Raw genomic sequence first — 20,663 nt, 5'->3', positions numbered from 1 at the left:
CGTTTGAAATTGAGCAAACCTGAGCGATTCCCGACTGTTTCAGTCGGGAATGCGGGAGCGATCAGGCGGGCAGGTGCAGGGCGAAACTGATGGTGCCGTTGGCGCCGGCGCTGGCCAGCGTGACCTGGCCGCCGTGCAGTTCGGCGATGCGCTGCACCAGGTACAGGCCCAGTCCGGCGCCAGGCTTGTGCTGGGCGATGCGGCCACGGAAGTATTTCTGGAACAGGCGCGGGATTTCATCGGCGGGCAGCGGCTCGCCCTCGTTGCTGACGACGATCTGCACGCGGCCGTCCCCCAGCGTGGCGGCCTGCATGCGGATCGCCTGGGTCTGCGGCGCGTGCCGGTCGGCATTGCTGAGCAGGTTGCGCAGGGCCACGCGCAGCAGGCTGGCATCGGCCACGATGCTGTCGGGCAGCGCCTGCACGCTGGCATCGACGCGGCCGGGCGGCCACTCGGCCAGCACGGCCGTCAGCAGCGCGCGCAAGTCGCATGGCAGGGGCCGGAAGGTCGCCGCGCTCGTTTCCATGCGGTCGGCGCTCAGGTATTCATCCACCAGCGCCGTCATGCGGCCGCTGGCTTCACGCAGATTCTGGCAGCGCTGCAGGGTCTTTTCCCGCGGCGCCTCTGTGTTGCGGGCAATTTGCTGGGCCGTGGTATTGATGATGGCCAGTGGCGTGTGGAATTCATGCGACACCATGGCAACGAAATCCTGCTGCTCTTCGCGCGTGCGGGTTTCCACTTCCAGCGCGGCGCGCAATTCGCCTTCGAGCGCGGCGCGCCGGCCGATTTCCTGCCGCAATGCTGCCGTGCGCAGCGCCACCTGCTCTTCCAGGCGCTCATTCAGGGCGCGCACGGCGCTGACGGCCTCGGCCTGCGCCCGGTCCTTGGCGCGGCGCAATTCGGCGTAACGGCGGTTGAGGCGCAAACTCATCAGCATCATGTGCACGAAGGCGCCCAGGGTGGCCGCATGGTTGGTCCAGAAATTCGGCGGCACGATCGCCATGTTGCGCAGGAAGCTGATCACCACGCCCGCGTAAAAGATGCCGAAGATAAACAGGAAGGCGTGCGCCGGACGATGCCCGCGCAGCGCCAGCCAGCTGGCCAGGGTGATGAACAGCACGATCAAGGGCAAGGCCGTCATTTGCACGACGAGTACGCCAGCGGCATAGTTGCCGCGCAGCACCAGCAGTGCACCGCACAGCGCGGCAGCGGCCGTCACGCCCACCACGGCGCGGCTGAAACGGGGAAACAGGGCGGGCAGTTCCAGTTGCAAAGTGGAAAAACGGGCACCGACGGCGATGGACATCGCCATCGACACGCCCAGCATGGGATCGGACAGCCAGTTCGGCATGGCGAAAATTTGCTGGGGAATGGCGATCGTCAGCGCTTCCGTCGTGGCATTCGTCAGCACGTACAGCAGATACCAGCCGCTGTGCGCTTCGCGCGTCATGCGCCAGAAAAAGATGTGGAACAGGATCAATAGCAAATAACTGCCGAACTGCAAGCCGTAATACAGGTATTCGCGGCGCGAAACGTCGTCGAAGCTGGCGCTGGGCAACAAGGTCAGTTCGGTGGACATGGCCTTTTTGCTGTGCAGGCGCACCAGCCAGCGCTGCGGCGTATCGGCTTGCAGGCGCAGCGGAAACACCACCTGGCGCGCATCGATGGGCCAGTTGCCGCGCGCCACGTCGGCGCCCGCCTCCTGCACGCTCCAGTGGCCTGCCGCATCCCAGCGGTACAGCCGCACATCGTCGAGCACGGCGTTGCTGAAACGCAGGACCCATTCGTCGGGGGAGGCTGCCGCGCGCGTCACGTCCAGGCGCAGCCAGACGGCGTCCTGCGTGTAGCCGGCGCTGACGGCGCCGGGCAAGGTGCGCCAGCCGGGGGCCGCCAATGCCGCATCGGGCCCCAGCCGGCCGGTGGCGTCGCGCAGCATCCGCAGGTGGCCGCTGGCGGACACAGGCTGCCCGCTGGCAGGCAGCAGCAGCGGCGCGGGGACGGGTGCCGCTGCCGCAGTCCGGCAGAGCAAGGCGGTGAGCAACAGGCAAATGGCGAGCAGGATTTTCATGGCGCAGGAGCTTACCACGGCCATCGTGGCAGTCAAAAAGACAACTTCCCGGCCCTACGGCGATCGGTTATCCTTGCGCCATGTTGAACCTCATCCTGCTTGAAGACGAAGCCGTGCTGCGCCACGAGCTGACGGAGTTTCTCGGCGATTGCGGCTACCGCGTCAGCGCCGTGGCCGACCTGGCCGCCTTCCATGCCTGCTACACGCCGGCACTGCACCGCATTGCCATCATCGACCTCGGCTTGCCCGATGGCGAAGGCATGGTGCTGGTGCGCGCCTTGCGCGCGCAGGGGCATCCCATCGGCATCGTCGTGTTTACGGCGCGCGGGGCCACGCAGGACAAGGTCAACGGACTGGGCGGTGGTGCCGATTACTACCTGCCCAAGAGCGCCGACCTGGACGAGCTGGCCGCCACCCTGGGCGCGCTGGCACGGCGCCTCGGCGCGCCGCCTGCCGACGCGCCGCCGCCCGCCACGGCCTGGGTGCTGGAACTGGGACCGCGCCGCCTGTTGCCGCCCGGCTGCGGCGCCATTGCGCTGTCGCAACAGGACGTCACCGTGCTGCACGTGCTGATGGCCGAGCCGGAGCGCATCGTCAGCCGCCAGCAGATCGTGCAATCGCTGGGCGAGGATTTTCTCAGCTACGACCAGCGCCGCCTGGACACCCAGATCAGCCGCTTGCGCCGCAAGGCCGAACAGGCCGCGGGCCTGGCCTTGCCCATCAATACCGCCCGCAACGCGGGCTACCGCTTCTATGCCGACGCCGAAGTGCGCCCCTGAGTATGCCGCCTGCCATCGCACAATGGCTGTGGATAAGCCTGTCGATAAGTGGGCTGCTAACTTGTTGGCAAGCTGTGCGCAGCCGGTGTACAAGTTGACCTGGCAGTAGCTTGTGCACTTTTTCCATGCTGGTGCGGCGCCGTCGCGGGCCGCCTGGCACTGCTTCCCCGCGCATCCCTTGCTCTGCTGCCATGGCTTGCCCGCGTCACGCTTGTGCATAAGCCTGTGGGCAAGTGCGGCATAAGCGGTGGAAAAGCGCCGTATAAGTCTGTGGGCAAGCGGTGGGCAAGCCGTGGACAAATGAGGCCAAGGAAATCAAACGGCGATACGGGTCTCGAACTTGCTGCGGAACGTGGAAAAATAGCTTTTCACGTTGCGCACATTCGCGTGCGCGGCAAACAGGCGGTGCGCCAGTGCGTGGTAGGCGGGCATGTCGGCCACTTGCACCATCAGCACGAAGTCGGGCCCGGGCGAGACGCGGTAGCACTGCAGCACGGCGGGCTCGTCCGCCACGAGCTGCTCGAATTCCGCCATGCGTTCCGCCGCCTGCACGTCGAGCGTGATTTCCACGATGGCCGTCAGGCGCGCGCCCACCAGTTGCGGCGCGACGATGGCCACTTGCCGTTCGATGACGCCGCTTTCCCTTAAATGCTTGACCCTGCGCAAACAGGTGGGCGCCGAGACGTGCACCGCTTGTGCCAGCTCGCTGTTGGTTTGCGATGCATCAAGTTGCAATGCGTTCAGGATGCGACGATCGATTTCGTCGAGGGCAATATTGTGTTCGCTCATGATTTTGATGAATTGGGAAATATATTGAGTTTAAATGAAATAATATTTCATCGTAAAATGGTCATGAAATATTTAGTCAAAAACATACAGATTTAGAAAGCATATTTCACGCACTCTGCATTAGCATGCTTGCATTGATTAAATTTTAGACAGAGGTTTCCATGTGCGGCATCGTCGGCGCGGTAGCGCAGCGTAATATCACTCCCATCCTGCTCGAAGGCTTGAAGCGCCTGGAATACCGCGGCTACGATTCCTGCGGCATCGCCCTGCACGCGGATGGCCGGCTGCAGCGTTCGCGCTCCACCTCGCGCGTGGCCGAGCTGGAAAAGCAGATCGCCGAAGAAGGCTTGAGCGGTTTTACGGGCATCGCCCACACGCGCTGGGCCACGCATGGCGCCCCTGTTTCCTTCAATGCGCACCCGCACTTTTCCCCAACGGAAGAAAATGCCCGCGTGGCGCTGGTGCACAACGGCATCATCGAAAACCACGACGAACTGCGCGCCGAACTGACGGCCTTGGGTTACGTCTTCCAGAGCCAGACGGATACGGAAGTGATCGCCCACCTGGTCGAGCACATGTACAACGGCGATCTATTTGAAACCGTGCAGCAGGCCGTGAAACGCCTCGACGGCGCGTACGCGATCGCCGTCTTCTGCCGCGACGAACCGCACCGCGTGGTGGCCGCGCGCCAGGGCTCGCCCCTGATCGTCGGCCTGGGCAATGGTGAAAACTTCGTCGCGTCCGACGCCATGGCGCTGGCCGGCACGACCGACCAGATCATCTACCTGGAAGAAGGCGACGTGGTCGACCTGCAACTGTCGCGCTGCTGGATCGTCGACGTCGATGGCAAGCCGGTCGAGCGCGAAGTCAAAACCGTGCACGCGCATACGGGCGCGGCCGAGCTGGGCCCGTACCGCCACTACATGCAGAAGGAAATTTTTGAGCAGCCGCGCGCCATCGGCGACACGCTCGAAGGCGTGACGGCCATCATGCCGGAACTGTTCGGCGACGGCGCCTATAAAATCTTCAAGCAGATCGACCGCGTGCTGATCCTGGCCTGCGGCACCAGCTCGTATGCGGGCATGACGGCCAAGTACTGGATCGAAGCGATTGCCAAGGTGCCCGTCAGCGTGGAAGTGGCCAGCGAATACCGCTACCGCGACAGCGTGCCGCACCCGAACACGCTGGTGGTGACCATTTCGCAAAGCGGCGAGACGGCCGACACCCTGGCCGCCCTGAAACATGCGCGCAGCCTGGGCATGCAGCACACCCTGACCATCTGCAACGTGGCCACCAGCGCCATGGTGCGCGAATGCGCGCTGGCCTACATCACGCGCGCCGGCGTGGAAGTGGGCGTGGCGTCGACCAAGGCGTTCACGACGCAGCTGGCGGGCCTGTTCCTGCTGACCCTGTGCCTGGCGCAAGTCAACGGCCGCCTGACGGAAGAGCAGGAAGCGGCGCACCTGAAAGCCATGCGCCACCTGCCCGTCGCCATCGCGTCCGTGCTGGCGCTGGAACCGCAGATCATCGCCTGGTCCGAGGAGTTCGCGCGCAAGGAAAACGCCCTCTTCCTGGGCCGCGGCATGCACTATCCGATCGCCCTGGAAGGCGCCTTGAAACTGAAGGAAATCTCGTACATCCACGCCGAAGCGTATCCGGCCGGCGAACTGAAACACGGCCCGCTGGCCCTGGTGACGAATGAAATGCCGGTCGTCACCATCGCGCCGAACGACGCCCTGATCGAAAAGCTCAAATCGAACATGCAGGAAGTGCGCGCCCGCGGCGGCCAGCTGTACGTCTTTGCCGACGTCGACTCGCGCATCAGCTCCGGCGAAGGCCTGCACGTCATCCGCCTGCCCGAGCACTACGGCGATCTGTCGCCGATCCTGCACGTGGTCGCGCTGCAATTGCTGGCGTACCACACGGCCCTGGCGCGCGGCACGGATGTGGACAAGCCGAGGAATCTGGCGAAGTCGGTGACGGTGGAGTAAGCCGGGCGGGGGCCGCCCCGGGCCAGCAGGAATGAAAAGACAACGCCACCTCCGGGTGGCGTTGTCTTTTATCAGGCACCGCTGTACCCATTGTGCGAGAATGCCCCTCCCCCTTCGATGGTGTGCATGATGAACAAACTCGCCGCAATCATGACTGGAATGACACTCGTGCTGGCAGCTTGCAAGCCCGCAGCCACGGCACCTGCGCACGACATTCCTGCGGCCATGCGCCAGACCGCGACCACCCTGCTGCAGTCGCCATTGCTGCACGCGACCTCGATTGCCGTCGTGTATCGCGGCAAGCAATTCATGCTGCATCAGGGCGAGCTGGAGACCGGCAAAGCCAATCCGCCGGACGATACGACGCTGTATGAAATCGGTTCGGTCAGCAAAACGTTTGCTGGCCTGCTGCTGGCGAACGCCGTGCTCGATGGCAAGGCCGCGCTCGACGATCCCATACAAACCTACCTGCCGGCCGCCTACCCGAACCTGCAGTCGCAGGGGCAGCCCATTCGCTTGCGCCATTTGATCACGCACACGAGCAATATGCCGGGCATGCTGCCATTGCAGGTGAACACCGTCTTGCAGGATTTCACGGCACACGCCACGCCGGCAAAGCTCAATGCCGCCTACGCCAACTACGGACAACGGCAATTCTGGCAGGACTTGCACACGGTTAGCATCAAGGGGCCGCTCGGCAAGGACTACGCCTATTCCAGCGCCGGTACGGAACTCGTTGCGCACACGCTCGAAACAATCTACGGCATGCCCTATGAAGTCCTGCTCACGCAATGGCTCGCGCGCGAAGCGGGCATGCAGGATACCAGGCTGAGCATCACCGCCAAGGATGCGGGCCGGCTGGCACCGGGCTACCACAGCGACAATCCCGTCGTCACCACGCCGATGCCGCAACTGCCCTGGGGGGCGGCGGGCAACCTGAAGTCGACCATGCCGGACATGGCGAAATACCTGCGCCTGCAATTGAGCGCCCATCCCGCCGTCGTTGAATCGCACCAGCCGCTGGTCCGTTTTCAGGACGACTTCAGCATTGCTTATTTCTGGAACATCGGCAGCAATCGCCAGCTGGGCACGCATTATGTGCACCATGGCGGCGTGCCGCGTGCGCAAAGCTACGCCTACGTCGTTCCCAAATATCAGCTTGGCGTCTTCATCATCACCAACCAGAGCGGCGACGCTACGGCCGGCGCCATGGAAAGCGCGCTGGCGCATATTTTCGACACCGTGGAAGCCATGGAAGGCCCGCGGTAGCCGGCCTCAGCGAACAGGTGTGCGTGCTTAGCTTCCTTGCGCAATCGCAATGGCCGGCTGGCGCGCCAGTGCGATGAAGGCGCGCACGTAGTCGATGGCGGTGTCCGTCTCGCGTGCGCCCAGGAAGATCTGCTTGGCGATGCCGCGCGCGCCCAGGCGCACCGGCACCACGTCCATCTTGGCCGCATATTCCTCGACCAGCCAGCGCGGCAGGGCGGCCACGCCGCGGCCGCTGGCCACCATCTGCAGCATGATGTCGGTCGTTTCGATGGCTTTGTGGCGCTTCGGCGTGACACCGGCCGGCAAGAGGAATTGATTGTAAATATCCAGGCGCTCGATGTCCACGGGGTAGCTGATGAGCACTTCCCGGGTCAGTTGCTGCGGCTGCACATGGGCCGCCGAAGCGAGGGCGTGGCCCTTGGCCACGACGAGCACCTGTTCATAGTCGAACACGGGTTCGAAGGTCAGCCCCGGCTTGTATAGGGGATCAGGCGTGACCAGCAGGTCGATCTCGTAGCCGAACAGCGCGCCGATGCCGCCGAACTGGAACTTCTGCTTGACGTCCACATCCACGTCGGGCCATGCGGTCAGATACGGGGACACGATCTTGAGCAGCCACTGGTAGCAAGGGTGGCATTCCATGCCGATGCGCAGCGCGCCGCGCTCGCCCTGCGCAAACTGGCCCAGGCGCTCTTCGGCCAGGTCCAGCTGCGGCAGCACCCGGTTCGCCACCGCCAGCAGGTACTGGCCGGCCTGCGTCAGGCGCAAATTTCTCCCTTCGCGCAGCCAGACGTCGGTGCCCAGCTGCTGTTCCAGCTTCTTCATGCTGTGGCTCAGGGCCGACTGGGTCAGGTGCAGCACGCCTGCGGCGGCCGTCAACGACCCCTGTTTTTCGACCTGCTGGACGATGCTGAGGTGGATGCGTTCAAGCATTGGAATGAGCCATATTCATGGATGTATGAAATATGACCATTATACTTCATCGATTCCTCCCGCTATCATCCACTTTCCTGTTGCCGGCATTTACCAGGCCTTCGCGCATCACTCCCTATGAAAGCAAACATGACACGTCCACTGCGTTTAGTCGCCGTCTCCGGCGGCCTGCAACGCCCGTCCAAGGCGGCAGCCCTGGCCGAGCACCTGATGGACCTGATCGCGGACGAAGTGCTGTGCGAGCAACGCCTGGTCGAACTGGGCCAGCTGGCGCCGCAGCTGGCCGGCGCCGTCTGGCGCTCGCAGCTGCCCGAGACGGTGGAGCGGGAACTTGCGGCCGTCGAGCAAGCCGACATCGTGGTGGTGACCACACCGGTCTATCGCGGCTCGTACACGGGGCTGTTCAAGCATTTCTTCGACTTCATTCATCAGGACGCCTTGATCGACAAGCCCGTCCTGCTGGCGGCCACCGGCGGCAGCGAGCGCCATGCCCTGATGATCGACCACCAGTTGCGGCCGCTGTTCAGTTTCTTCCAGGCACGCACCTTGCCGCTGGGCGTCTACGCGACCGACAAGGATTTCCTCGACTACCGCCTGCAGGACGAGGCCCTGCTCCAGCGGGCCGCACTGGCGGTGCAACGGGCCTTGCCCTTGATCGGATTGACGCGCCATGCGAGACCGGCCACGACGCAAGAGCTGGCCGCCGCCTGAGACGCATGGCCACAGTCGCCAGGCAATCAACCCATTCACCTTTTCGCAGAAATCAGGACAGCAGATCACCATGAGCAACGATTTTGTATTCAGCATCAAGAGCATTGTTTTCGATGAAAACTATCATCCATCGGACAATACGCGCCTGACGACCAACTTTGCCAATCTGGCCAGGGGAAAGAGCCGCCAGGAGAACTTGCGCAACACCCTGAAAATGATCGACAGCCGCTTCAACAGCCTGGCGCATTGGGACAACCCGAAGGCAGACCGTTATTCTGTCGAGCTCGAAATCATTTCCGTCGAGTTGAATATCGATGTCAAAGGCGGCAACATCCCGCTGATCGAGATATTGAAGCCGAATATCATCGATAAAAAAACCGGACAACGCATCGATGGCATCGCGGGGAATAACTTCTCCTCTTACGTGCGCGATTACGACTTCAGCGTGCTGCTGCCAGAACACAACAATAATAAATCCACCTTCAGCACGCCAGAGAACTTCGGCGATTTTCATGGCAAGCTGTTCAAGCACTTTGTCGGATCAACTACTTACAAGCAGCATTTCAAGAAGCTGCCGGTTATCTGTCTCAGCGCATCGAGCAGCAAGACCTATCAGCGGACGGAAAATCAGCACCCCATCCTGGGCGTCGAGTATCAGCAAAATGAGTTCTCCTCGACGGATGAATATTTCGAAAAAATGGGCATGCAAGTGCGCTATTTCATGCCGCCAGACAGTGCCGCCCCGCTGGCGTTTTACTTTATCGGCGACCTGCTGGCTGACTACAGCAATCTGGAGCTGATCGCCACCATCAGCACGATGGAAACATTCCAGAAGATTTATCGGCCCGAGATTTACAACGCCAATGCCGCGGCGGGGAAATGCTATCAGCCCAGCCTGAAGAATCAGGATTATTCACTGACGCAAATTGTCTATGACCGGGAAGAGCGCAGCCAGCTGGCTGTCAAGCAGGGCAAATATACGGAAGAGCACTTCATCAAGCCCTACAAGCATATTCTTGAACAATGGGCTGCCGCCACGCTCGTTGATTAATCACAATACACGAAATCACCATCATGAAAAAATTGTTACCTACTTCAACTGCCGGCAGCCTGCCCAAACCTTCCTGGCTGGCGCAGCCTGAAAAACTCTGGTCGCCCTGGAAATTACAGGACGAGGAATTGATTGAGGGAAAACAGGATGCCTTGCGTTTGTCGCTGCAGGAACAGCAGCAGGCAGGCATCGATATCGTCAGTGACGGCGAGCAGACCCGCCAGCACTTTGTCACCACGTTCATCGAGCATCTGAGCGGCGTCGATTTTGACAAACGCGAGACCGTCCGCATTCGTGACCGCTACGATGCGAGCGTGCCGACCGTCGTTGGCGCCGTAAGCCGCCCGAAGCCGGTGTTTGTGGACGACGCCAGATTTTTACGCCAGCAAACCACGCAGCCGATCAAATGGGCGCTGCCAGGTCCGATGACGATGATCGATACGCTGTATGACAGCCACTATAAAAGCCGCGAAAAACTGGCCTGGGAATTTGCCAGGATCCTCAATCAGGAAGCGCGGGAACTGGAGGCGGCCGGCGTCGACATCATCCAGTTTGACGAACCCGCCTTCAATGTCTTCTTCGATGAAGTGAACGATTGGGGCATCGCCACCCTGGAGCGGGCGATCGAAGGACTCAAATGCGAAACGGCCGTGCATATTTGCTATGGTTACGGCATCAAGGCCAATACGGACTGGAAAAATACGCTGGGGTCCGAATGGCGTCAATATGAGGAATCGTTCCCCAAGCTGCAGCAATCGAATATCGACATCATCTCGCTGGAATGCCACAACTCGCGCGTGCCCATCGACCTGATTGAACTCATACGCGGCAAAAAAGTGATGGTCGGGGCCATCGACGTGGCAAGCAATACCATTGAAACGCCGGAAGAAGTGGCCAACACCCTGCGCAAGGCACTGCGCTTTGTCGATGCCGACAAGCTTTACCCGAGCACCAACTGCGGCATGGCGCCCTTGTCGCGTGGCGTGGCAAGAGGCAAATTGCAAGCGCTCAGTGCCGGCGCGGAGATCATCCGCAGAGAAATCTCGGCCTAGCCGCGCCGTGTCAAATTTAATTGTTTGACATGAATCAAGTCGTGTCACAGGAAGCAGCCGATGCTGCATGACGCCACAGGCGCTGAGAGGCGCTTGTGGCGTTGCTGTCTTAGAACTCTTCCCAGTCGGATGACGCCGTTGCTGCCGGTGCAGCTTTTTTGGCGGCCGGCACGCGCAGGGTGACGGCTTGCTGGCGCGGTACGGTTGTCGCGGCGATTGCCGGCTTGCTTGCCGACGCGCCGGCTTCCAGCTTGAAGGCGCTCACCACCTGCGCCAGAGTAGCCGCCTGCTCCTGCATGGCGGCCGCGGCGGCGGCCGATTCTTCCACCAGGGCCGCGTTTTGCTGGGTGACGTTGTCCATCTCGCTGATGGCCTGGTTGATTTGCTCGATGCCGGCCGTCTGTTCCGCGCTGGCCGAGGTGATCTCTTCCATGATGTCGGTAACGCGGCGCACGCTGTCGACCAGGTCGTGCATGGTGCTGCCGGCCTGGTGTACGAGCTCGCTGCCGGCCGCCACGCTTTGGGTCGAGTCGTCGATCAGGGTCTTGATTTCCTTGGCCGCCGCCGCCGAGCGGTGTGCCAGGCTGCGCACTTCCGTGGCCACCACGGCAAAGCCGCGGCCCTGCTCGCCCGCGCGGGCCGCTTCCACGGCCGCGTTCAAGGCCAGAATGTTGGTCTGGAAGGCGATGCCGTCGATGACGCCGATGATGTCGGCAATCTTGTTTGACGCGGCGTCGATTTGGCGCATCGTCGCCACCACTTGCGCGATGACGGCGCCGCCGCGCTGCGCCACGCCGGAGGCCGTGTCGGCCAGCACGTGCGCCTGGCGCGCATTGTCGGCATTCTGCTTGACGGTCGAGGTCAGCTCTTCCATGGACGAGGCCGTCTCTTCCAGCGAACTGGCTTGCTGCTCCGTGCGCGCAGACAGGTCCAGGCTGCCCGCCGCCACTTCGGACGAGGCCGAGGCGATCGTTTCCGTGCCGGCACGCACCGTGCCCACCGTGTGCGCCAGGTTGTCGTTCATGCGCTTGAGCGCTTGCAACAGTTGCCCCATTTCATCTCTCGACTGCACGGTGATCCGGCTGCGCAAATCGCCCGCGGCCACCGTGTTGGCCACCTGCAGCGCCGTGGCGACGGGACCGGTGATCGAGCGCGTGATGCCATACGCCAAGGCCGCCGCGATGGCCAAGGCCGCCAGCGACATGCCGATCAGCAAGGTGCGCGTGTTGGCGTAGGTGGTGTTGGCGTTGTCGCCCGCCGTGTTGGCCAGGGTGTTTTGCAAGCTGATTTGTTCGGCAATCAACTGCTTGTAGACGAGCAAGACGGGGCGCAGCTGGCCGTACAGGTAGGCGCTGCTGTCGTCCGGCGTACCGCTCTTGATCAGTTCCAGCAGCACCTCCTGCCCCTGCGCGTAGCGGGTGTTGGCGTCGTTCATCTTCGCCAGCAAGGCCCGTTCGCGCTCGGAATCGAGCATGCTGGCGAGCTTGCCGAGATTGCCGGCCGCCGCCTGGCGCGCGGCCAGGATGGCGTCGGTCTGCTTGCGCTGGTCGGCCGGATCGGCGCTGAGCATCATGTTGCGCAGGGCAATGGCGATGTCGTTGATGTTGGCCGACACGCTGTTGGCGAGCGCGATCTTCGGCATGCTGTCATGCACGATATGGCCGGTGCCCTGGTTGATCTTGCCCAGCATGGCAATGCCCAGGCAAGAGATGATGATCAGCATGGCGCCGATGGCGCCAAAGCCCACGGCAAGGCGTGTGCCGATGGTCAGGTGGGATAAAAACTTCATGGCTGTCTCGATACGGAGGGAATGGTAAAAAGGTCGGCGGCGTGCAGATGGCTGCCGCGCCGCCAAGCGGACGACGATCCTAGACCTTTTTGTTCGATATTTCCATAGGGCAATATGCCTAGTTTCTCCCCGTGGCACACGCCAGTTCCGCTTATCCTGCGGCTTGCGCGTGTTTTCCGCTATATTGGCAGGCACCCGCCGGGCCGCACGCCATGACCGGCGCCGCTGCCAATCCGGCCGTTTTTCTCATTTTCAGCCATAGGTCCGCATGACTTCTTTCCGTCTCCGTTGTTTCCCCTTCCTGCTGCCGCTGCTATTGACCCTGCTGCTGGCGTGCTCGCTGGCTGCGCCGCCCGCCTGGTCGCAGCCCGTCGACGATGCCGCCACGGCCGACCAGCGCCTCGACGGCTTGCGCAAGCAGATCACGGCCATCCAGAAGGCGCTCGATGGCGAGGCCGAGCTCGATGACGCGACCCTGTCGCAGATGCGCGCCGATGCGCTGGCGGCCAGCGCCGAGGCGGACAAGGTGGCCGAGGCGCTCACGCCCACGCTGTCGAGCGTGCAGGCGCGGCTGGCCGAGCTGGGCAAGCCGGCGGCGGGCACGAAAGATGCCCCCGACGTGGCAGCGCAGCGCAGCCAGCTGGACCGCACCAGCAGCGCCCTCGACGCGCAGGTGAAACTGGCGCGCCTGTTGGCCGTGGAAGCGACGCAAGCGTCGGAACAGGTGTCGACGGCGCGCCGCGCGCAGTTGCAGGCGCGCCTGGGCGAGCGCACGGCGTCGATTTTGGCCGGTTCGTTCTGGAAACAGCTGCATGCGGAATTGCCGCAGAATCTGCAGCGCCTGCGGGCGCTGGAGCTGGAATTGGCGAATGCGGCCAGCGCCACGCCGTGGTCGGCCTGGGGCGGCTTGCTGGCCGGCATCGTGGCCGTGATCGGCGCCAGCATCTGGGCGTCGCGCTATCTGCTGGTGATCACGGCCACGCGCGTGCCGCATGGCCGCTTGCGCCGTTCGCTGCATGCGCTGGCCGTGCTGGTGCTGGCGGCGGCCACGCCGGGGCTGGTGGCGGAATTGCTGGCCATGGGCTTGCGCTGGGAAGGCGGCCTGTCCGAAAAGACGTCGACTTTCCTCAGCAGCTTGATCGGCATCATCTGTTTTGCCGGTTTCACGGCGGGCCTCGGTCACGCGCTGCTGTCGCCGTGGCGCGTGTCGTGGCGTTTGCTGCCCCTGCCCGACGCGCTGGCGCACCGCTTGCGCCATTTTCCGTCGATGTTTTCCTTTATCGTCGTGCTCGTGTGGGCGACGGAGCGCGTCACCATCGTCATCAATGCGGGGCTGTCGACGGCCGTGGCCGTCAATTGCATCGTCGCCCTCGTGATGAGCACGACCATCGCCTATGGCTTGATGCGCGCCGAGCGCTGCTGGCGCCTGTTGCGCGAGGCCGACCCCGCCACCCTGCTCACGCCGTTCTGGCTGCGCTGCGTCACTGTGCTGCTGTGGCTGGCGCTGGCGTCGAGCGTCATCAGCTTGCTGGTCGGCTATGTGGCCTTCGGCAGTTTTGTTGCCAAGCAAATCGCCTGGGTCATCGTGGTGGTGGGCAGCACCTATCTGCTGACGGTGCTGGTCGACGATATCTGCATGCTGCTGGCCTCCACGCCGCCGCCGCCGGACGCCGTCAACCCCGTGCTGGCCACGCCCAAGGCGCGCGACCAGGCGGCCGTGTTGCTGTCGGGCATCGGCCGTGCCATCGTCGTGCTGCTGGCCCTGATGCTGCTGCTGGCGCCGTTCGGTGAAGGGCCGGGCGAGCTGTTCCAGCGCGTCGGCAAGCTGCAGGATGGCCTGGCCATCGGCGAGGTGGCGATCCGCCCGTCCGCCCTGATCCAGGCCCTGCTGGTGCTGGTCGTCGGCTTCGTGGCGCTGGGCCTGTTCAAGCGCTGGCTGCAAAACAGTTATTTGCCGACTACCAATCTCGATTCCGGCATGCAAGTGTCGTTCATCACCCTGTTCGGCTATATCGGCGGCGTGCTGGCCGTGGCGCTGGCCCTGTCGGCGGCCGGCATCGGCCTGGAACGCATCGCGTGGGTGGCGTCGGCCTTGTCGGTGGGTATCGGTTTCGGCTTGCAGGCCGTGGTGCAGAACTTCGTTTCCGGCCTGATTCTATTGGCCGAGCGTCCTGTGAAAGTGGGCGACTGGGTGTCCCTGGGCGGCGTGGAGGGCGACATTCGCCGCATCAATGTGCGCGCCACGGAAATCCAGTTGGGCGACCGTTCCACGGTGATCGTGCCGAACTCGGAATTCATCACCAAGACGGTGCGCAACGTCACCCTGGCCAATCCGCTGGGTCTGGTGCAAGTCAAGCTGCCGCTGCCGCTGGGCACGGATGCGCAGGCGGCGCGCGCGCTGATCCTGTCCGCATTTGTCGACAATCCCGACGTGCTCGACACGCCGGCGCCCAACGTGCAGCTCGACGGTATCGACAATGGCTTGTTGCTGTTCAACGCCACCGGCTATGCCTCGTCGCCGCGCCTGACGTCGGGCATCCGCAGCGCCCTGCTGTTCGAGCTGCTCAAGCGCCTGGACGAGGCGCATATCGCGATTGCCAAGCCCAGCACCATGGTGCTGAGCACCGTGCCGGCGCAGCCAGAGGCGTCGCTGATCCCGGCGGTGGCCGCTGCACCGGCCCCGGCGCCCGCCCCCGTGCCGCCGTTGACGAGCTAATCGGCACAAGTCAGCGCACGGTCGACCACAGCAGCGCCGCCAGGTACAGGCCGATGCCGAACGCCGTGTGGGCCATCAGGCTGCGCAGGCGGGCGGCGTTCGGATGCGGCGTCTTGCTGGCGGCCAGGCCGGCGCCCATGCCCGGCTGCAAGATGCAGAACGGCGCGGCCACGCTCACGAGGCCCGCCAGCAGGGCCGGCGCGAACGTCGGCCCTTGCACCCAGTCCTGTCCCACCAGCGCCAGCAGCATGGCCGCAAACAGCACGCCGATGACGTAATGGGCCGTCCAGCCCAGGATCGCTTCATCGCGCACGGGTGCCGCCTGGGCGATGTTGACGTGGCGCAAAGTGCCGCGCGGCAGATGGCCGAGCCAGCGTCCCACCATGGCAAAGTTCAGCGAGGGTATGCACCAGAAACGTTTTAATGCCACCGCCCACACATCCATCACCGCCGTCGCGCCCACGCCGATCGCCAGCGCATCGAGCCAGAGTATTTGCATCGTGTCTCCCTTATAACATTCAATTGATTGCTTGAATGTTATAAGGGTGCTAGCATCGTGTCAATGAAAAATGCCGATATCGAATTGCTTGCCGGTTCCGCCGGATTTGCCCATATTTTAGGCAGCGCGCCGCGCTTGCGCCTGCTCGAACAGATCGCGCACGGCGAATATGCGGTGGAGCAGCTGGTGGAGTTGACGGGCCTGTCCGTGGCGAATACCTCGCAGCATCTGCAGCAGCTGCGGCGCGCCGGTTTCGTGCAGGCGCGGCGCGACGGCAAGCGCGTGCTGTACCGCCTGGGCAGCGGCCCTGTGATGCAGTTGCTCGATGCGCTGGAGCTGTATGCACAGCACCAGCGCAGCGAATTGCAGGCGCTGGGCCGGGGCGACCACGTGGAAGCCATCACGGGCGATGAGTTGCTGGAACGCATGCAGGAAGCGAGCATCACCGTGCTCGACGTGCGGCCCGCGCAGGAATTTGCCGCCGGCCACTTGCCCGGGGCGATCAATATTCCGTTTGATGACTTGCAGCGCCGCCTGGGCGAATTGCCCGCGAACGCGGAGATCGCCGCCTATTGCCGCGGCCCGTACTGCGTGCTGTCCGTGCAGGCCGTGGCCGCCCTGCGTCTGCACGGCTTGCCTGCGCGCCGTCTGGGCAGCGGTTACGACGACTGGCAGGCGGCCGGCTTGCCTGTCGTGAAGGCGGCGTGATGGCGATCCCGAACAGCAAGCAGGAACTGGTCGAGGCGATTACCACCACGTACGCGAAACTGGCGCAGGAGCTGGCGCGCGTGCCGCCGGCCTTGGCGCGCGATCCCGTGCTGGAGGGACAAGTGAAAGGCACGCGCATGAGCGTGTGCGATTTGCTCGCCTACCTGGTGGGCTGGAATGAGCTGGTTTTGCACTGGCATGCGCAGCTGCGCGAGGGCAAACGCATCGAGGATATCGCCTTTCCCGCCGAAGGTTTCACGTGGAACGCTCTGGGAAAACTGGCGCAGCGCTTCCATGCCGACTATGCTGACCTCAGCATGGACGACTTGCTGCAGCGCCTGGCACAGGCGAAGAACCGGCTGCTGGCGCTGATCGAAAGCCATGACGACGCGCAATTGTATGGCCAGCCCTGGTACACGCATTACACGATGGGGCGCATGATCCAGTTCAATACGTCGTCGCCGTATGCGAATGCGCGCACCCGCTTGCGGGCCTGGCTCAAAACTTTGTAGCGGCAGGATCGGCAGGCTTGCACGATTGCATCAGTACGCTCTGAAAATTTTTCAGGCAGGATAGTGGTCTCAAGTGCCACAATTATGCGTAACCAATTGAAGGATCGCCATGCTGACCATCGCCCTCGCCCAGATGAATCCCACCGTGGGCGACTTCGACGCCAATGTCGCCGCCATCACCGCGCGCATGGTCCGCGCCGGCAGCGATGGCGCCGACCTGCTCGTGTGCCCGGAACTGTCGCTGTGCGCGTATTACCCGGGCGACCTGTTCGAGGATGCCGCCTTCCTGCGCGGCCTGCAGCAGGCACTGAATCAGCTGCTGGAAGCATCGACGCGCTGGCCGGAACTCGTCACCGTCATCGGCACGGCGCGCCCGAATCCCGGCGTCGGCAAGCCCCTGTACAACGCCTTGCTGGCCATCCGCGACGGGCATATCGTCGCCGAATACTACAAGCAGCTGCTGCCGACCTACGGCATCTTCGACGAGGGCCGCCATTTCGAGCCCGGTCCGCCCGGCGCCTGCACCTTGACTATCGCCGGCTGCAAGGTGGGCTTCATGATTTGCGAGGATGGCTGGAACGACGATGGCCGCGCCTACGCCGTCAATCCGTTTGAGGCCCTGCACGCGGCGCGTCCCGACCTGGTCGTCAGCATCAACGCCAGCCCGTCCGACATCGGCAAGCGCGCGCAGCGCCACGCCGTGTTTGGCGCCGCCTGCCAGCGCGTGAATCTGCCCCTGCTCTTCGTCAACCAGGTGGGCGGCCAGGACCAGCTGGTGTTCGACGGCGCCTCGTTCGCCATCTCGCCCGGCGACGGCCTGCAATTCGAGGCGGCCCGCTTCGTCGAGGATTTCCAATTGCTGCGTTTTGCCGATGGGCGTTTCGCGCAATCCGATGGCCAGCCCTTCCCCGTGCCGGACCCGGACGGCATCCCCGCCGTGGAGTTTGCGCGGCGCCAGATCGTGCTCGGCTTGCGCGACTACGCGCGCCGCTGCCGTTTTAGCAAAGTCGTCGTCGGCTGCTCGGGCGGCATCGATTCGGCGCTGACCCTGGCCCTGGCCGTCGAGGCGCTCGGCGCCGACAATGTGGTGGCGATCACCATGCCGTCCGTATTTTCCAGCGCCGGCTCCGTCACCGATTCCGTCGCCCTGTGCGCCAACCTCGGCATCGCCCTGACCACGCATCCCATCCGCGACATCGTGGCGCAGTACGAAGCCGGCTATGCCCTGGCCTTCGACGGCAAGCTGCAGGGGCTGCCGCTGGAAAACCTGCAGGCGCGCGTGCGTGGCACGATCCTGATGGAGTACTCGAATGCGTTCGGCGCCCTGCTGCTCACCACCGGCAACAAGAGCGAAATCTCGGTGGGCTACTGCACCCTGTACGGCGACACGAACGGGGGCCTGGGCTTGATCGGCGACCTGTATAAAACGGAGGTCTTCGCCCTGTCGCGCCACCTCAACGCCAGCGCCGGGCGCGAACTGATCCCCGTCGCCGTGCTCGAGAAACCCCCGTCGGCGGAACTGGCGCCCGGCCAGCGCGATACGGACAGCTTGCCGCCATACCCGGTGCTCGATGAAATTTTAAAGTGGCATATCGAGGGACGGCGTTTGCCGGCGGCCGAAAGCGCGCAGGCGCTGACCCTGGTCGACCAGCTGCGCGAGACGGACGAGGGGCGGGTTCTCGTGACGCGCATCCTCGGCATGGTCGCCCGCAGCGAGTACAAACGGCGCCAGGCGGCGCCCATCATCCGCGTGCGTTCGCGCGCCTTTGGCAGCGGGCGTCAATTGCCGATCGCCGCCCACTACCCCACCGGAGACGACGCATGACCTTATCCTATTCCGCCGACGCGGCCATCCTGATCGGCCGCTTCCAGCCTTTTCATAACGGCCATGCGGGCTTGCTGCAGACGGCGCTGGCCACCGCCGCCCAGGTGGTGGTGGTGCTCGGATCCGCCTTCCATGCGCGCAGCCCGAAAAACCCGTTTACGTGGCAGGAGCGGGCCGCCATGATCGCCGCGACGTTACCCGAGGCGCAGCGCGCGCGCGTGCATTACGTGGCCGTGCGCGATTACTACGACGATGGCCTGTGGGCCGACGCCGTGCGGCGCGCCGTGGCGGGCGCCGTGCCCGCGGCGCAGCGCGTCACCCTGGTGGCCTGCTTCAAGGACGCCACCAGCTATTACCTGCACCACTTCCCGCATTGGCAGCTATTGAATCTGGAGATCGATCCCGGCGCACCGATAGGCGCGACGGCCATCCGCAACGTGCTGTTCGAGGCGGAAGACGTCGACGTGTCGCTGAGCGCCGTGGCGCAGCTGCTGCCGGCGGCCATCGGGCAGTATGTCAAAGCGTGGACCTTGCTGCCGTGGTACGCGCCGCTGGTGCAGGAATACCGCGCCATCGAAGCCTACAAGGCGCGCTGGCGCACGGCGCCGTATCCGCCCATCTTCACGACCGTGGACGCGCTGGTGCAGACGGGCGGCCACGTGCTGCTGGTGCGCCGTGGCGGCTATCCGGGCAAGGGCCTGTGGGCCTTGCCGGGCGGCTTCCTGGAGCCGCGCGAACGCCTGCTGCAGGGCGCCCTGCGCGAGCTGGCGGAAGAGACCCAGCTGGGCGTGCTGGCGCCCACCCTCGTCGAGGCGCTGGTGGGCGTGGCCGTGTTCGACCATCCGGACCGCAGCCAGCGCGGGCGCACCATCACGCACGCGCATTATTTCGACCTGAAGACGCGCCAGCTGCCGGCCGTGACGGCGGCCGACGATGCGGCCCTGGCGCAATGGGTGCCCGTGGCCTCGCTGCCGGCCATGGAAGAGCAATTCTTCGAAGACCACTTCCACATCCTGAACCACTTCCTCAAGCTCACGCACGAGGGGCGCTGAGGGCAGCAATCTTATCGGCGCGCGTCAGGACGTCACGCGTTCCCAGCCATGCTTGATGGCCGCCTTGAAGTTGTCCCACGCCGACTGGGGATACGTGTGCTCCCACGTGGAACGCAGGTCCGCTTCCACCTCGTCCCATGGGCGGCCCCGGTAGCTGTCGCTGTTGGCCATCGAATGGCCATAGCGGTAGGCGGGATCGTAGTCCTCGAAGCGCGCGCCGGTGGCGACATACGTGGTGCTCCAGTGGCTGCGGTAGTACTGCTCGTCGTCGTAGCTGGTGCCGGGCAGGTTCTCCGCGCCTGGATAGCGGCGCACGTTGGCGCCCATGCCGGAAGGCGGCGGGGCCATGCCGCCCGCAAATTGCTGCGATACGGCCGCCGCTTCGTTCAGGTTGCCGCTGGGCGTGCCCTGCTGTGATGGCGCGCCGGACTGCATGCTGGCGCCCTGGCGCCGCGCGCTGTCGTCTTGCGGCGCGCCCTGCCAGCCGCCAGCGCGCCAGTGCTCGGCGTGCGCATCGATGTCGAGCGGCGCGTAGCGCTCGACGAGGTCGGTGGCGCGCTGGAGATCGGCGTCGCTCGCTCCCTCCAGCGTCAGCACGACGTGCCCGCGCCGCACGGCTTCCGCGTAGATGTGGCGGTCGGCATGGCTGCCGAACAGGTCCGTAAAGAAATGCTTGATGCTGTCGAGCAGGCTGTCGCTGTCGTCGCGGCGGATATTTTCCGTGGCGGAAAAGTCGTCGCTGCCCGCATCGTGCAGGCGGATGCTGGCGCCGGGGAAGCCCGCCGTGATCAGGTCGTGCCGGGCGCGCTCGGCCATGTCGCGCACGGCGAAAACTGCTGCCAATGTATGTGCCATGATGGTCTCCATTCGATGAACAACGTCCTTTCAGTGTAGGCCGGGCACACCGAAAAGGGCGCCC

17 protein-coding genes are annotated in these 20,663 nt (G+C 64.1%); 11 read left to right on the top strand and 6 right to left on the bottom strand.

What is annotated here, in order from left to right:
* Positions 1–61: 61 nt before the first annotated feature.
* Positions 62–2,068: a sensor histidine kinase gene (locus IGS61_RS13705; RefSeq protein WP_230540092.1), complete on the bottom strand. Its 2,007-nt coding sequence runs from the start codon at positions 2,066–2,068 to the stop codon at positions 62–64.
* An 80-nt stretch (positions 2,069–2,148) separates the two neighbouring features.
* Here IGS61_RS13705 and IGS61_RS13700 point away from each other — a divergent pair, with 80 nt between their 5' ends.
* Positions 2,149–2,847 (top strand): response regulator transcription factor, encoded by a 699-nt coding sequence (locus tag IGS61_RS13700; RefSeq protein ID WP_230540091.1) that lies wholly within the window; start codon positions 2,149–2,151, stop codon positions 2,845–2,847.
* Positions 2,848–3,162: 315 nt separating this feature from the next.
* Here IGS61_RS13700 and IGS61_RS13695 read toward each other — a convergent pair whose 3' ends face one another.
* Positions 3,163–3,636 carry an Lrp/AsnC family transcriptional regulator gene (locus IGS61_RS13695; RefSeq protein ID WP_230540090.1) on the bottom strand — a complete coding sequence of 158 codons (474 nt, stop codon included), beginning with the start codon at positions 3,634–3,636 and terminating at the stop codon, positions 3,163–3,165.
* 161 nt (positions 3,637–3,797) lie between these two features.
* Here IGS61_RS13695 and glmS point away from each other — a divergent pair, with 161 nt between their 5' ends.
* On the top strand, positions 3,798–5,627 hold the full coding sequence (gene glmS, locus IGS61_RS13690) for a glutamine--fructose-6-phosphate transaminase (isomerizing) (protein ID WP_230540089.1): 1,830 nt from the start codon (positions 3,798–3,800) through the stop codon (positions 5,625–5,627).
* 150 nt (positions 5,628–5,777) lie between these two features.
* The gene (locus IGS61_RS13685) at positions 5,778–6,896 is read left to right on the top strand and encodes a serine hydrolase domain-containing protein (protein WP_230540088.1); all 1,119 of its coding nucleotides are present in this window, start codon (positions 5,778–5,780) and stop codon (positions 6,894–6,896) included.
* 27 nt (positions 6,897–6,923) lie between these two features.
* Here IGS61_RS13685 and IGS61_RS13680 read toward each other — a convergent pair whose 3' ends face one another.
* Entirely contained in the window at positions 6,924–7,829 is a 906-nt protein-coding gene (locus IGS61_RS13680; protein WP_230540087.1) for a LysR family transcriptional regulator, read from the bottom strand.
* 129 nt (positions 7,830–7,958) lie between these two features.
* Here IGS61_RS13680 and msuE point away from each other — a divergent pair, with 129 nt between their 5' ends.
* The 3 genes from msuE (at position 7,959) to IGS61_RS13665 (ending at position 10,643) form a co-directional block, all read left to right on the top strand.
* Positions 7,959–8,540, top strand: a complete 582-nt coding sequence (msuE, locus tag IGS61_RS13675; protein WP_230540086.1) for an FMN reductase — start codon at positions 7,959–7,961, stop codon at positions 8,538–8,540.
* 70 nt (positions 8,541–8,610) lie between these two features.
* Positions 8,611–9,591, top strand: coding sequence for a DUF1852 domain-containing protein (locus IGS61_RS13670; protein WP_230540085.1), 981 nt, complete (start codon positions 8,611–8,613; stop codon positions 9,589–9,591).
* Positions 9,592–9,614: 23 nt separating this feature from the next.
* Complete coding sequence (locus IGS61_RS13665; protein WP_230540084.1) at positions 9,615–10,643, top strand: methionine synthase; 1,029 nt, start codon at positions 9,615–9,617, stop codon at positions 10,641–10,643.
* Between the two features lie 109 nt (positions 10,644–10,752).
* On the opposite strand, the gene IGS61_RS13660 is transcribed toward IGS61_RS13665, so the two are convergent.
* Complete coding sequence (locus IGS61_RS13660) at positions 10,753–12,432, bottom strand: methyl-accepting chemotaxis protein (protein ID WP_329958056.1); 1,680 nt, start codon at positions 12,430–12,432, stop codon at positions 10,753–10,755.
* 268 nt (positions 12,433–12,700) lie between these two features.
* Between IGS61_RS13660 and IGS61_RS13650 the strand changes: the two genes are divergently transcribed.
* Positions 12,701–15,148 (top strand): DUF3772 domain-containing protein, encoded by a 2,448-nt coding sequence (locus IGS61_RS13650; RefSeq protein ID WP_230540083.1) that lies wholly within the window; start codon positions 12,701–12,703, stop codon positions 15,146–15,148.
* A 10-nt stretch (positions 15,149–15,158) separates the two neighbouring features.
* On the opposite strand, the gene IGS61_RS13645 is transcribed toward IGS61_RS13650, so the two are convergent.
* Positions 15,159–15,647, bottom strand: coding sequence for a DUF2938 domain-containing protein (locus IGS61_RS13645; RefSeq protein WP_230540082.1), 489 nt, complete (start codon positions 15,645–15,647; stop codon positions 15,159–15,161).
* A 63-nt stretch (positions 15,648–15,710) separates the two neighbouring features.
* Here IGS61_RS13645 and IGS61_RS13640 point away from each other — a divergent pair, with 63 nt between their 5' ends.
* From IGS61_RS13640 to IGS61_RS13625, 4 genes are all read left to right on the top strand, one after another.
* A complete protein-coding gene (locus tag IGS61_RS13640; RefSeq protein WP_230540081.1) occupies positions 15,711–16,355 on the top strand; it encodes an ArsR/SmtB family transcription factor in 645 nt (214 codons plus the stop codon).
* Positions 16,355–16,867, top strand: a complete 513-nt coding sequence (locus tag IGS61_RS13635) for a ClbS/DfsB family four-helix bundle protein (protein WP_230540080.1) — start codon at positions 16,355–16,357, stop codon at positions 16,865–16,867. Before IGS61_RS13640 ends, IGS61_RS13635 begins: the two co-directional genes overlap by 1 nt.
* 109 nt (positions 16,868–16,976) lie before the next feature.
* On the top strand, positions 16,977–18,692 hold the full coding sequence (locus IGS61_RS13630) for an NAD+ synthase (RefSeq protein WP_230540079.1): 1,716 nt from the start codon (positions 16,977–16,979) through the stop codon (positions 18,690–18,692).
* On the top strand, positions 18,689–19,744 hold the full coding sequence (locus IGS61_RS13625) for a bifunctional nicotinamide-nucleotide adenylyltransferase/Nudix hydroxylase (RefSeq protein WP_230540078.1): 1,056 nt from the start codon (positions 18,689–18,691) through the stop codon (positions 19,742–19,744). The genes IGS61_RS13630 and IGS61_RS13625 overlap by 4 nt, the downstream gene beginning before the upstream one ends.
* 24 nt (positions 19,745–19,768) lie before the next feature.
* On the opposite strand, the gene IGS61_RS13620 is transcribed toward IGS61_RS13625, so the two are convergent.
* Positions 19,769–20,599, bottom strand: coding sequence for a hypothetical protein (locus tag IGS61_RS13620; RefSeq protein WP_230540077.1), 831 nt, complete (start codon positions 20,597–20,599; stop codon positions 19,769–19,771).
* Positions 20,600–20,663: the final 64 nt, after the last annotated feature.

It is taken from the genome of Janthinobacterium sp. FW305-129 (assembly GCF_020858115.1).
In the GTDB taxonomy this organism is placed as follows: Bacteria; Pseudomonadota; Gammaproteobacteria; order Burkholderiales; family Burkholderiaceae_D; genus Janthinobacterium.
Note: the sequence above shows the minus strand (reverse complement) of the source record. Positions and strands in the feature narration are given on the sequence as shown.

Bases quoted from the DNA above. Each gene is read 5' to 3' on its own strand.
- IGS61_RS13665 (WP_230540084.1), top strand. From the start codon at position 9,615: ATGAAAAAATTGTTACCTACTTCAACTGCCGGCAGCCTGCCCAAACCT.
- IGS61_RS13670 (WP_230540085.1), top strand. From the start codon at position 8,611: ATGAGCAACGATTTTGTATTCAGCATCAAGAGCATTGTTTTCGATGAA.
- IGS61_RS13705 (WP_230540092.1), bottom strand. From the start codon at position 2,068: ATGAAAATCCTGCTCGCCATTTGCCTGTTGCTCACCGCCTTGCTCTGC.
- IGS61_RS13685 (WP_230540088.1), top strand. From the start codon at position 5,778: ATGACTGGAATGACACTCGTGCTGGCAGCTTGCAAGCCCGCAGCCACG.
- IGS61_RS13700 (WP_230540091.1), top strand. From the start codon at position 2,149: ATGTTGAACCTCATCCTGCTTGAAGACGAAGCCGTGCTGCGCCACGAG.
- IGS61_RS13680 (WP_230540087.1), bottom strand. From the start codon at position 7,829: ATGCTTGAACGCATCCACCTCAGCATCGTCCAGCAGGTCGAAAAACAG.
- msuE (WP_230540086.1), top strand. From the start codon at position 7,959: ATGACACGTCCACTGCGTTTAGTCGCCGTCTCCGGCGGCCTGCAACGC.
- IGS61_RS13635 (WP_230540080.1), top strand. From the start codon at position 16,355: ATGGCGATCCCGAACAGCAAGCAGGAACTGGTCGAGGCGATTACCACC.
- IGS61_RS13640 (WP_230540081.1), top strand. From the start codon at position 15,711: ATGAAAAATGCCGATATCGAATTGCTTGCCGGTTCCGCCGGATTTGCC.
- IGS61_RS13695 (WP_230540090.1), bottom strand. From the start codon at position 3,636: ATGAGCGAACACAATATTGCCCTCGACGAAATCGATCGTCGCATCCTG.
- IGS61_RS13620 (WP_230540077.1), bottom strand. From the start codon at position 20,599: ATGGCACATACATTGGCAGCAGTTTTCGCCGTGCGCGACATGGCCGAG.
- IGS61_RS13630 (WP_230540079.1), top strand. From the start codon at position 16,977: ATGCTGACCATCGCCCTCGCCCAGATGAATCCCACCGTGGGCGACTTC.
- IGS61_RS13660 (WP_329958056.1), bottom strand. From the start codon at position 12,432: ATGAAGTTTTTATCCCACCTGACCATCGGCACACGCCTTGCCGTGGGC.
- glmS (WP_230540089.1), top strand. From the start codon at position 3,798: ATGTGCGGCATCGTCGGCGCGGTAGCGCAGCGTAATATCACTCCCATC.
- IGS61_RS13645 (WP_230540082.1), bottom strand. From the start codon at position 15,647: ATGCAAATACTCTGGCTCGATGCGCTGGCGATCGGCGTGGGCGCGACG.
- IGS61_RS13625 (WP_230540078.1), top strand. From the start codon at position 18,689: ATGACCTTATCCTATTCCGCCGACGCGGCCATCCTGATCGGCCGCTTC.
- IGS61_RS13650 (WP_230540083.1), top strand. From the start codon at position 12,701: ATGACTTCTTTCCGTCTCCGTTGTTTCCCCTTCCTGCTGCCGCTGCTA.